Annotated in this window: 12 protein-coding genes; 7 read left to right on the top strand and 5 right to left on the bottom strand. The window is 52.2% G+C overall.

Features of this window, described 5'->3' with window-relative positions; all coding sequences use genetic code 11:
• Positions 1 to 62: 62 nt before the first annotated feature.
• On the bottom strand, positions 63 to 314 hold the full coding sequence (locus CLV80_RS08495; RefSeq protein ID WP_106356908.1) for a hypothetical protein: 252 nt from the start codon (positions 312 to 314) through the stop codon (positions 63 to 65).
• Between the two features lie 239 nt (positions 315 to 553).
• On the opposite strand from CLV80_RS08495, the gene ctaD reads away from it, so the two are divergent.
• From ctaD to CLV80_RS08480, 3 genes are all read left to right on the top strand, one after another.
• Positions 554 to 2,227, top strand: a complete 1,674-nt coding sequence (gene ctaD / locus CLV80_RS08490) for a cytochrome c oxidase subunit I (RefSeq protein WP_106356906.1) — start codon at positions 554 to 556, stop codon at positions 2,225 to 2,227.
• Positions 2,228 to 2,370: 143 nt separating this feature from the next.
• Positions 2,371 to 2,955: a hypothetical protein gene (locus CLV80_RS08485; RefSeq protein WP_106356904.1), complete on the top strand. Its 585-nt coding sequence runs from the start codon at positions 2,371 to 2,373 to the stop codon at positions 2,953 to 2,955.
• Between the two features lie 190 nt (positions 2,956 to 3,145).
• Positions 3,146 to 3,631 carry a DUF2244 domain-containing protein gene (locus tag CLV80_RS08480; RefSeq protein ID WP_106356902.1) on the top strand — a complete coding sequence of 162 codons (486 nt, stop codon included), beginning with the start codon at positions 3,146 to 3,148 and terminating at the stop codon, positions 3,629 to 3,631.
• A 16-nt stretch (positions 3,632 to 3,647) separates the two neighbouring features.
• Here the strand turns inward: CLV80_RS08480 and CLV80_RS08475 are convergent, their stop codons facing one another.
• Positions 3,648 to 4,109 (bottom strand): GatB/YqeY domain-containing protein, encoded by a 462-nt coding sequence (locus CLV80_RS08475; RefSeq protein WP_106356900.1) that lies wholly within the window; start codon positions 4,107 to 4,109, stop codon positions 3,648 to 3,650.
• A gap of 174 nt (positions 4,110 to 4,283) precedes the next feature.
• Here CLV80_RS08475 and carA point away from each other — a divergent pair, with 174 nt between their 5' ends.
• Positions 4,284 to 5,420: a glutamine-hydrolyzing carbamoyl-phosphate synthase small subunit gene (gene carA / locus CLV80_RS08470; protein WP_106356897.1), complete on the top strand. Its 1,137-nt coding sequence runs from the start codon at positions 4,284 to 4,286 to the stop codon at positions 5,418 to 5,420.
• Positions 5,421 to 5,483: 63 nt separating this feature from the next.
• A complete protein-coding gene (locus tag CLV80_RS08465; RefSeq protein ID WP_106356895.1) occupies positions 5,484 to 7,397 on the top strand; it encodes a glycosyltransferase family 2 protein in 1,914 nt (637 codons plus the stop codon).
• On the opposite strand, the gene CLV80_RS08460 is transcribed toward CLV80_RS08465, so the two are convergent.
• On the bottom strand, positions 7,351 to 8,004 hold the full coding sequence (locus CLV80_RS08460) for a GntR family transcriptional regulator (RefSeq protein ID WP_106356893.1): 654 nt from the start codon (positions 8,002 to 8,004) through the stop codon (positions 7,351 to 7,353). The two genes, CLV80_RS08465 and CLV80_RS08460, sit on opposite strands and share 47 nt — an antisense overlap.
• A gap of 101 nt (positions 8,005 to 8,105) precedes the next feature.
• Here CLV80_RS08460 and CLV80_RS08455 point away from each other — a divergent pair, with 101 nt between their 5' ends.
• Together CLV80_RS08455 and CLV80_RS08450 are read left to right on the top strand one after the other, a co-directional pair.
• On the top strand, positions 8,106 to 8,753 hold the full coding sequence (locus tag CLV80_RS08455; protein WP_106356890.1) for a pyrimidine 5'-nucleotidase: 648 nt from the start codon (positions 8,106 to 8,108) through the stop codon (positions 8,751 to 8,753).
• Positions 8,754 to 8,791: 38 nt separating this feature from the next.
• Positions 8,792 to 9,985, top strand: a complete 1,194-nt coding sequence (locus CLV80_RS08450; RefSeq protein WP_106356888.1) for a UbiH/UbiF family hydroxylase — start codon at positions 8,792 to 8,794, stop codon at positions 9,983 to 9,985.
• Here CLV80_RS08450 and CLV80_RS08445 read toward each other — a convergent pair.
• On the bottom strand, positions 9,982 to 10,434 hold the full coding sequence (locus tag CLV80_RS08445) for an Lrp/AsnC family transcriptional regulator (RefSeq protein WP_106356886.1): 453 nt from the start codon (positions 10,432 to 10,434) through the stop codon (positions 9,982 to 9,984). The two genes, CLV80_RS08450 and CLV80_RS08445, sit on opposite strands and share 4 nt — an antisense overlap.
• On the bottom strand, positions 10,431 to 10,886 hold the full coding sequence (locus CLV80_RS08440; protein WP_106356883.1) for an Lrp/AsnC family transcriptional regulator: 456 nt from the start codon (positions 10,884 to 10,886) through the stop codon (positions 10,431 to 10,433). The genes CLV80_RS08445 and CLV80_RS08440 overlap by 4 nt, the downstream gene beginning before the upstream one ends.
• Between the last annotated feature and the right edge of the window lie 103 nt (positions 10,887 to 10,989).

The raw sequence follows: 10,989 nt of genomic DNA, 5'->3' as shown, positions 1-10,989 counted from the left end.
GGATGCTTTCATCGCGCCCACTCCTTCTTCCAGCCAGAAAAATAGCAGTCGGAAACTCTAACTCAAAGTGATCCAGTTTTCAGGGGGCAAAGCACGGTGTCATCAATAGTGACGTTCCAAGTTGCACGTTCACCTTCGATGATCGCATCTTCAACAATAATGCGATGGCGCGTACCATTGTCGGAACCGCCAGAACTATCGTCATAAACTTCGAAAAATATGTCGTTCGAGTTGCCAAGCTGTCCGAACACAATGGCGTCATTCGCAGGACCAGGACCCGTACTGAAATCAAAAATACGCTGCCAGCTTCTCAAAGCTGAGCTCCACCCACAGACTGCCCGCAAGGCGTTTCCAGTTGCTTAAAAAGTAACCCCGGCAGAAATAAAATATCGTGTGCAGCGACCTCTGCCAGACCGCCTGCGCCAATATAACCCAGCCCGAAACGCGCTTCCTTTATTGCCCCTTTACGCCCAACGCATTAGAACCAGCCCAAACGCGCGTCATTCTTCGGAATCGGCGCCGTCGCATAGTAGCCAACACGAGGAGAGCCAAAATGGCAGATGCAGCCATCCACGGCGACGAACATCACGACGACCGGGGGTTCTTTACCCGGTGGTTTATGTCGACAAACCATAAAGATATCGGGATTCTGTACCTGTTCACCGCTGGTGCACTAGGTTTCGTTTCTGTGCTGTTCACTGTCTATATGCGTCTAGAATTGATGCATCCGGGCGTTCAGTACATGTGTCTAGAAGGCGCACGTTTCATCGCTGATAGCGCGGCTGAATGTACACCAAACGGGCACCTTTGGAACGTGATGATCACCTATCACGGCGTTCTAATGATGTTCTTTGTTGTTATCCCTGCCCTATTTGGTGGTTTTGGTAACTACCTTATGCCCCTGCAAATTGGTGCTCCGGACATGGCGTTCCCACGCCTGAACAACCTGTCTTACTGGATGTTCGTTGCGGGTGCTTCATTGGGTGTTGCTTCGATGCTTACACCGGGTGGTAACGGTCAACTAGGTTCCGGCGTTGGTTGGGTTCTGTACCCTCCGCTGTCGACCTCTGAGGGCGGCATGTCGATGGATCTCGCGATCTTTGCGGTTCACCTTTCTGGTGCCTCTTCGATCCTTGGTGCGATCAACATGATCACAACATTTTTGAACATGCGTGCTCCGGGCATGACCCTGCACAAAGTGCCGCTATTCGCTTGGTCTATCTTTGTAACTTCTTGGCTGATCCTTCTTGCCCTGCCCGTCTTGGCTGGCGCGATCACAATGCTGCTGACTGACCGTAACTTTGGCACCACGTTCTTCCAGCCAGAAGGCGGCGGTGACCCGATCTTGTATCAGCACATTCTGTGGTTCTTTGGACACCCAGAAGTGTACATCATCATCATCCCTGGCTTCGGTATCATCAGCCACATCATCGCGACGTTCTCTCGCAAACCAATCTTTGGCTACCTGCCGATGGTTTACGCGATGGTAGCAATTGGTGTTCTGGGCTTTGTCGTTTGGGCGCACCACATGTACACCGTTGGTATGTCCCTGACACAGCAGTCCTACTTTATGCTGGCAACAATGGTGATCGCGGTTCCAACTGGGGTTAAAATCTTCTCTTGGATCGCAACCATGTGGGGCGGCTCTATTGAGTTCCGCACACCTATGATCTGGGCGTTTGGCTTCTTGTTCTTGTTCACAGTTGGTGGCGTTACGGGCATCGTGCTGTCACAGGCTGGCGTAGACCGCGTTTACCATGACACATATTATGTGGTTGCTCACTTCCACTATGTTATGTCGCTGGGTGCAATCTTCTCGATCTTCGCGGGTATCTACTTTTACCTGCCAAAATTCTCGGGCCGTATGGCACCGGAATGGGCTGGTAAACTGCACTTCTGGATGATGTTCATCGGCGCAAACATGACCTTCTTCCCACAGCACTTCTTGGGTCGTCAGGGTATGCCGCGTCGTTACATCGACTACCCAGATGCGTTCGCAACTTGGAACCTTGTTTCCAGCTGGGGCGCGTTCCTGTCATTCGCTTCGTTTGTGTTCTTCATCGGTGTGATGGTTTGGACGCTGACAAAAGGTAAGCGCGTGACCGAGAACAACCCATGGAACGAATTCGCGGATACTCTTGAATGGACACTGCCCTGCCCTCCTCCAGAGCACACATTCGAGACACTTCCAAAGCAGGAAGACTGGGACAAACAACCCGCTCACTAAGCTGCTCATTAACCAAGAAAAGGCCTCACAATTTTGTGGGGCCTTTTGTTATGCAGAACAATGTCAACTCAGAGCACAAATTGACTAACTTTAGAAGCCAATCTATCGTCGTTCAAATAGCAAGATTGATCGAGTAGGTAACAGTGAAGTCGCTCAACATCACAGAGGCGATCAAATACTTGGGTGATGACAAGTTCGCAGTGTCGCTAGAGAATCCTGAGTATAGGCGACTACTATACAGAATTGGCAACGGTACGGACAAATCAGAACGGATCGGGCGCTTTCTTGACCTGGACCCGTTCAACCTCTCTTACGTCTTTCTATCTATGGCAGACTGGCATCCCAAAAGCACACATCGGCTGCTTTGGATTGACCACTTCAGCGATGGTTTTCTTTCCCAAAAACGTAATTTCCTCAAAATATTAGGCGATGATTTACCTTCCAATCATCTCGCGGAAAACCCCGGCATACTCCTCGGACCACTATCGGATGAGTTGATGGACCAGTTAGCAGGTACGCATCAACAACGTACTGAGGCTGAGGAACTGGCCACTCTTTGCATATTACTCAGCGTCGGAAATTGGGATGCCAAATTACTGACAAGTGGTTCAACCGACTACATCGAATTTTGGGAAGGCAACATATTCTTTTATTCAGAAAGCATCGAAGCACTACATAGGGCAACCAAAATACTAAATTTTTATGGGCTTAAAACACCAACAAAGTAGCTTTCCGACCCGTTGCGAGCGGCCATTTAGCCCCTCGTTGCTGCCCTTCGGTCGGCAACAACAAACGGCGATAGCCAGTGGTTTCTTGACCAGACAGAAAACAACTCTGTTTATGATTTGCTGACTTCCATTAGCCAGCGCGACAAACGCGCACGTTTCCCTCAGCGAAGCCAAGGCATAAACTTAAAACATGCCTTATGAATGGAATCCACGACCGACAGATCATCATACCAATTGGCGGTTAAGTCTTTGGCCCTATCGGTCGTTGCTTCGCAAAGACTTTGTCATTTTCATGGGTGGTACGGCATCGCTGATCTTGATCCCGCTAATGGCAGTGCTGGGTACCGGCGCAATGTGGTATGTTCTTCCATTCTTTGTCCTGATGTTTTCAGGACTGTGGTGGGCCATCAACGTCAGCTACAGCCGGGGTGAAGTTCTTGAGGAACTGTCCGTCGACAACACGACCGCCCATTTAGTGCGCAATAACCCTGATGGCAGCAAACAAACTTGGCAAGCAAACCGATATTGGGTCACGGTCCAATTCCACCCCAAAGGCGGCCCTGTCGAGAATTACATCACACTTCGCGGCGGCGACCGCGAAGTTGAACTTGGCGCATTTTTAGATGTGTCAGAACGCGCAGCTTTATATGATGATCTTAAACGGGCGTTTCGTTAGCAAACGCCCGGAATCTTTATCCTAATCGCGCCTTCACCATTGGACCAGCTTTACCGAAATCCATACGGCCTGTGTATTTGGCTTTCAAAACCGCCATCACTTTGCCCATATCACGAATGTTTTCGGCACCGGCATCTGCAATTGCAGCCTCGACCGCCTGCTCCGCCTCTTCCGGCGAAAGCTGGCGTGGCAAAAAGTCTTCTATCACTTTGATTTCAGACAATTCCTTTTCAGCCAATTCAAGCCGCCCGCCTTCTTCATAGGCGCGCGCGCTTTCTTGGCGCTGCTTGACCATTCTCCCCAGAATGCCAAGCACATCTGCGTCGCTCACACCGCCTTCTTCATCGGCGGTGCCACGCAGGGCAATATCTTTATCTTTGATGGCTGCATTAATCAGCCGCAATGTCGAAAGGCGGTCAGCCTCTTTTGACTTCATCGCATCCTTAAGGGCCAAAGTTAGCCGGTCGCGCATGTCCATGAGTTTTCCCGATCACGAAGCTTAAAACGAAAGGCCACCTTAATCCGGGTGTTTGCGTAAGACAAGCCGAGTGTGCGCAGCGTCACCCCCTTGTTTCAAAGGGCGCGATACGGCCTTGACCCTGCCTTCTTGCCCTCGTAAACCCGGCCCAATTTGACTGATCGGAGACATGGGATGACGCAGAAACCAACAGCCTGCTTGGCACTTGCGGATGGCACGATCTTTTACGGGATCGGATTTGGCGCAACCGGCGAAACCGTTGCAGAGCTTTGCTTTAACACGGCAATGACTGGGTATCAGGAAATCATGACTGATCCGTCCTATGCCGGGCAAGTCGTGACATTTACGTTCCCCCATATTGGTAACACTGGTGTTACCCCAGAAGATGACGAAACTGCGGACCCGGTCGCCGAAGGAATGGTTGTAAAATGGGACCCAACAGAGCCATCAAACTGGCGCATGACCCAAAACCTGACGACATGGCTTACAAGCCGGAATCGGATCGGAATGGGCGGGATCGACACACGTCGCTTGACCCGCGCAATCCGTCAGCAAGGTGCGCCACATGTTGCTTTGGCACATGATCCAGACGGTAATTTTGACATTGCCGCACTGGTTCAAAAAGCACGTGATTTTGCGGGCCTCGAAGGCCTTGATCTTGCGAAAGAAGTCACCTGTGCCCAATCATATAGCTGGAACGAAACCCGCTGGGCATGGCCTGACGGGTTTGGCACACAAACAGAACCACGTCACAAAGTTGTTGCTGTTGATTTTGGTGCAAAACGCAACATCTTACGTTGCCTTGCAAGTGCTGGCTGTGAAGTCACGGTTCTACCAGCCACTGCGACTGCCGAAGACGTGCTTGCTCTGAACCCAGATGGTGTCTTTTTGTCAAATGGCCCGGGCGACCCAGCTGCGACAGGCGAATACGCAGTTCCAATGATCAAAGGTGTGCTTGGTGCGAACATCCCCGTCTTTGGGATTTGCTTGGGTCACCAAATGCTTGCGTTAGCGTTGGGTGCAAAAACGATCAAAATGAACCACGGCCACCATGGTGCAAACCACCCGGTGAAAGACAACGAAACTGGCAAGGTTGAGATCACATCGATGAACCACGGGTTCACGGTGGATGCACAAACACTGCCCGAAGGCGTGGTCGAAACGCATGTATCGCTGTTTGACGGTAGCAACTGTGGAATTAAAGTCGCAGATCGTCCAGTGTTCAGCGTTCAATACCACCCAGAAGCAAGCCCTGGACCACAAGATAGCTACTATCTGTTTGAACGCTTTGCTGCGGCAATGGACGCCTAATTACTTTAACCGAACGTTAACCGTATTGGGCACATCATCTGGCTGGTAGCAGTTGGGTTGATCATGTCTCGCGTCCAAAATGAATTTCTGCGTGATAGCGCCCGCATCAGATCGGGCGCTATCCAAACTTTTCTTCCCAAAGAACTGATATTTCACGGTTTTTTATCCGCCCAACTGGCGAGTGAAGCAGAAAATATTGCACAGTTACGTGGGCTACGGCTGGCTGACGTGCTTACGTCTCGGTTTGGCATTTCACAGTATTCCATCGCATTAGCGCAATCAACCCAATACAAAACCCAGATAGTCGACCCAGTGACCGAACCACCAGATACAACGCTCATCCGTGAATTTGGCGCGACCAAATGCTTACAAACGGGGATCATTCCATGGCGAAAAATTGGTGGGTATACAATTATACTATCCGCACGACCGGATGAATTTGCAGTACATATCGCGCAACTCTCGGCACAATATGGCCCGATACGCATGGCCATCACCACGGATGACCAGCTTGGTCGCGCAATCGCACACGAATGCAAAGACGATCTTGTCGCGAATGCAGAAACAAAGACACCCGTGCAAGACAGTTGCCGTGACTGGAACCCGAAACATGCCTTTTTCGTTGGTATAACCGCGTTCTTAGGTTTCTTGCTTGCGTTTGTATTTAGCCCAGTTGCGTTGCTGGGAATACTGGTTGCTTGGGCAATACTTACGCTTATCATGACCACCGCCCTTAAAATTGCGGCGGCGATCATTGGCTGGCAGTCAGCCAAACCAAACCCCAATAATGTTACCCCTGCCCGCCTGCCTGTCATCACGATGCTGGTCCCACTTTATAATGAAACCGCGATTGCTGAACATCTGTTGGCCCGTCTCACTGCGCTTAACTATCCACGCGAGCTGCTTGAAGTCTGCCTTGTATTAGAGGCAGACGACCTGACCACGCGCGCGACGCTTGGCCGTACAACATTGCCCCAAGGTATCCGCCCAATCATCGTTCCCAAAGGGGCAATCAAAACAAAACCACGCGCCTTAAATTATGCCTTGGACTTCGCTCGAGGGAGCATCATCGGTGTCTGGGATGCCGAGGATGCGCCAGCCCCGGACCAGCTTCACAAGGTTGCAGATGAATTTGCAAACGCCGCACCAGATGTTGTGTGCTTGCAAGGGAAGTTAGATTATTACAATGCCAGCGCGAATTGGCTAACGCGTTGTTTTACAATCGAATACGCGAGTTGGTTCCGTGTTATACTTCCCGGGTTACAGCGGTTAGGGCTGGCCGTTCCACTTGGCGGAACCACTCTGTTCTTCAAGCGCGACGCACTGCATGAACTTGGTGGATGGGACGCACATAATGTCACTGAGGATGCTGATCTTGGAATTCGGCTGGCGCGTCACGGTTATCGCACGGCATTGATCGATACCGTCACCGAAGAAGAAGCTAACGGTCGCGCGTGGCCATGGGTGAAACAAAGATCACGTTGGTTAAAGGGATATGCAATCACATACGGGGTGCACATGCGCGATCCTATCCAGCTTTGGCGCGACCTCGGGGCATGGCGTTTTTTCGGCGTTCAACTGCTGTTCCTAGGGACGCTATCGCAATTCGTTTTGGCACCACTGCTTTGGACATTCTGGCTTCCGGTTTTGGGTGTGGCCCATCCACTGTCTTTGATTATGCAACCGTGGGCCTTTTGGATGCTATCAGGATTATTCATCATATCAGAACTTATTGGATGGATTGTGACCTACATCGCGTTAGGCAAGGCAAATAAATCTTGGCTGTTTAAGTGGGCTTTCACACTCAGCCTCTATTTCCCATTGGGCGCACTGGCAGCCTACAAAGGGATATATGAACTGGTTACAAAGCCATTCTATTGGGATAAAACGGCGCATGGTTTGCTATTGCCGCAAAGCTGGAAATCGCGCGCTACTCCGCAGCCTCAACCGCTTGGGCATCCAACCGCAGACGGGTAACAAAGGCCTCGGAAATATGGTCTCGCAGTGCTGTATATGCTGCGTCACCATCGCCGGCCTCAATGGCTTCGACTATAACCGTATGTTCATCTAGCGTTTCTGCCCCGCGCCCTTCGGCCGCAAGTGATGTGGTCGCCAACAATGCCATTGACCGGTGCACCAAATCCAACTGACGCACTAAGAATCTATTGTGTGACGCAAGGTGAATTTGTTTATGAAAACGCCGATTGGCACGGCTAAGCGCCATAGGATCACCGACCAGCTTCCGGTCATCTTCAAGCATGTCCCGCAGTACTTTGATTTCTTCGGGTGCCGCGTGACGTGCTGCAAGCCGGGCCGCGAGCCCTTCAAGTTCACCACGGACCACATAAAGTTCGGACAGTTGGGTATGATCTAGCGATGCCACGATCAACGACCGACCATCACGCGTTAGCAAGGATTGCGTCTCAAGTCGTTGCAATGCCTCTCGAATCGGGGTGCGCGACACGCCAAATCGTTCAGCCAACTCGCTTTCTACCAATCGATCACCCGGCTTGTAGGTGTGGCTATCGATTGCCTCTAGAATAAGGGCGTAAGCGTCTTTTTGGGTTCCGCGCGGATCGTGCATGGCGTTAGGCCTTTCTTGATCCGCCGACCCTACCCTTGCCAGCCCCCCGCAATCAACCCAAACTGATTGTACAGCGCGAAACAGTCGCATAGGTTCCGCGCATGGTTGCTGAACACTTTGAACATGTCGACACTTGGGTCTTTGATCTCGACAATACGCTGTATCATCCATCGGCTGATTTATTTGGGCTGATGGATCCGAAATTTGCCGCCTATGTCATGCGTGTCACGGGCTTTGACAAAGACCGCGCTGCTGAGCAAGCGAACGCCTATTGGGAAACGCATGGTTCGACGCTGGCAGGACTGATGAAAGAACATAACGTTGATCCGCATCACTTTCTGGCCGAGGTGCACGATATCGACATTTCGCACCTGACCAAAGCCCCTGATTTAGCCGAGGCTATTGGGGTGTTGCCCGGGCGCAAGATCGTTTATACGAACGGATCGAACTACCATGCAACGCGGGTACTAAAGGCGCGCGGTTTGTCACATGCGTTTGACGCCGTTTACGCGATTGAACATGCCGAACTTACGCCTAAACCCCATGCACAAAGCTTTGCCACCGTCTTTGCTCGCGCAGAAGTGACCCCTACGTCTGCCGCGATGTTCGAAGACGAGGCACGCAATCTTGCGGTTCCCCACGCGCTTGGGATGCGGACGGTGCACGTGAATGAAACGCCACTGGATGCGCCGCATGTTCACCATAGCACCGATGACCTGACAGATTTCTTGTCGCAGGTGACGCGGTAACCCTTTCCGCGCCGCGATCAACGCCCTATGTCAGACCTATGGAACGCAAATCGACCGATATTTTGATCGCAGGTGGCGGTGTCGCTGGCCTCACGGCTGCAGCTGCATTTGGCACCGCAGGCTTTGATGTTACAATCGTTGATCCGACCCCCCCGGTGACAAGCAGCGAAGCGACTGGCGCGGATTTGCGCACCACGGCATTTTTGCAGCCAGCACAACAATTCCTAGAGGCTGCGGGTCTATGGCAGTGCCTTGCCCCATTCGCGGCGCCACTTCAGATCATGCGCATTGTTGATGCAGCTGCTGATCCACATGTGATCCGCGATTTTGACGCTGCAGATATCTCTGACAAGCCATTTGGGTGGAACCTACCCAACTGGCTGTTACGCCGCGAAATGGTTGCGCGGTTAAAAGACTTACCAAATGTCGATTTTCGCCCGGGCACAGGTTTCAAAAGCATGTTGGCCCGCGACCGATCCGCGATTGTGACCCTATCTGATGGCACGCAGCTAGATGCAAAACTGGTAATTGGTGCTGACGGGCGCGGTTCAGCCGTACGTAATGCCGCTGAGATTGACGTAAAAACAAAACGCTATGGGCAAAAGGCGATTACCTTTGCCGTGACCCATAATGCGCCGCATAACAATGTATCGACCGAGATACATCGTGACGGTGGCCCCTTCACGCTGGTGCCCTTACCCGATCACGATGGCAAGCCTTGTTCTGCTGTGGTCTGGATGGATCACGGCCCCGAAGCAGTTCTCCTAAGTAAACTGGACCAAGCTGCATTCGAAGCCGCAGCGAATGATCGTTCCGCCGGTGTTTACGGCCCTCTAACGCTTGTATCCAAGCGCAGCGTATGGCCGATCATTAGTCAGATCGCGGACAAGATCACTGGACCGCGCGTGGCGCTTGTCGCCGAAGCGGCCCATGTCACGCCCCCAATTGGAGCGCAGGGTTTGAATATGTCACTGCGCGATCTGGCCAGCCTTTTGGAACTGGCGCAGGCTAATCCAACGGCGTTGGGTGATCGTCAGATGCTTGATGCCTACGCCCGCGCGCGCCATCCAGATATTAAGCTACGTATCGCAGGTATTGATGCGCTGAACCGGGCATCCATTTCGGGCGGTGCATTGGCACAGGAACTGCGCGCCAAAGGCATTCAGATGCTTTATGGGTTAACCCCAGTACGCCGCAAGCTGATGGAATTGGGACTAGGTGCCGGGCGCTAAAGCGGCCCGGGTCTACGTTCCTCGGACAGCAAAACATTTGCTTCGACATTGCCCACGCCCGGCAAGGTCATGACCCGCCGTCGCAATACGCGCTCAAAATCTGCCAAATCACGCGCGACAACCCGCAAACGATAATCGTAAAGCCCCAAGACGTGTTCGACTGATTGAACTTCGGGGATCGCCGACACGGCGCGTTCAAAATCCTCTAGGCTGATCCGGCCTTTGGTGGCGAGCTTTACCCCCAAGAATACAGTCACACCAAAGCCGACCTTCTCGGCGTCCAATACCAAACGCCGCCCTGAAATCACGCCTGCATCTTGCAAACGCCGCAACCGACGCCAAGTTGCAGGCTGGCTTAACCCCAGTTTTTGTCCCAGCTGGGTTGTTGACTGATCCGCATTTAGCGCAACTGACCTCAGTAATTCCCGATCAATGTCATCCAAGGTCATAGCGGCAGGCTTTCGTCGTATTTCAAACGGGCAACTGTCATCAGCGCCTCGATGTCTGCGATGTGCGGAAGGGTCAGAATTTCTTCGCGGTAGATACGTTGATAATCAGGCAAATCACGCGCGATCAGCGATAGACGCACATCAACACGGCCCAAGAAGGTCTGAATTTCGATAACCGCCCGCACCTGACGGGCAGCCGATAGAAAATCGTCAAAGGCGCGCGGAACAGTTTTATCCAGCGTCACGCGCAAACTGACCTCGACGGTGAAACCAAGCGCACGCCAATCAATCACAGCTTGGCTTGGCATCAAAACCCCGTCCGCGCGCAATCGGTCCAAACGGCGCGTTACGCGGGCTGCGGTCATGCCCGTCGCAGAGGCAAGCTCCGGCACGGGTTGTGCTGGGTCCGCCTGAAGCAGGCGTAGAATTCGGCGATCAACATCATCAAGCATAATATTCCATATATTTTACAACTTGACGAATAACAATTACATCCAAACTGAAAATTACATAAAATCAACACTCACTTATCCCACAAAACACCGCTATAAACCG

The organism is Yoonia maritima (genome assembly GCF_003003285.1).
GTDB lineage: Bacteria > Pseudomonadota > Alphaproteobacteria > Rhodobacterales > Rhodobacteraceae > Yoonia > Yoonia maritima.
The sequence above is the reverse complement of the archived record's forward strand: the minus strand, read 5'-3'. Positions and strand labels throughout refer to the sequence as shown.

Excerpts from the sequence above, each read along its gene's own strand:
- CLV80_RS08475 (WP_106356900.1), bottom strand. The coding sequence starts at position 4,109 with ATGGACATGCGCGACCGGCTAACTTTGGCCCTTAAGGATGCGATGAAG.
- CLV80_RS08440 (WP_106356883.1), bottom strand. The coding sequence starts at position 10,886 with ATGCTTGATGATGTTGATCGCCGAATTCTACGCCTGCTTCAGGCGGAC.
- CLV80_RS08480 (WP_106356902.1), top strand. The coding sequence starts at position 3,146 with ATGCCTTATGAATGGAATCCACGACCGACAGATCATCATACCAATTGG.
- CLV80_RS08450 (WP_106356888.1), top strand. The coding sequence starts at position 8,792 with ATGGAACGCAAATCGACCGATATTTTGATCGCAGGTGGCGGTGTCGCT.
- CLV80_RS08460 (WP_106356893.1), bottom strand. The coding sequence starts at position 8,004 with ATGCACGATCCGCGCGGAACCCAAAAAGACGCTTACGCCCTTATTCTA.
- ctaD (WP_106356906.1), top strand. The coding sequence starts at position 554 with ATGGCAGATGCAGCCATCCACGGCGACGAACATCACGACGACCGGGGG.
- CLV80_RS08445 (WP_106356886.1), bottom strand. The coding sequence starts at position 10,434 with ATGACCTTGGATGACATTGATCGGGAATTACTGAGGTCAGTTGCGCTA.
- carA (WP_106356897.1), top strand. The coding sequence starts at position 4,284 with ATGACGCAGAAACCAACAGCCTGCTTGGCACTTGCGGATGGCACGATC.
- CLV80_RS08465 (WP_106356895.1), top strand. The coding sequence starts at position 5,484 with ATGTCTCGCGTCCAAAATGAATTTCTGCGTGATAGCGCCCGCATCAGA.
- CLV80_RS08455 (WP_106356890.1), top strand. The coding sequence starts at position 8,106 with ATGGTTGCTGAACACTTTGAACATGTCGACACTTGGGTCTTTGATCTC.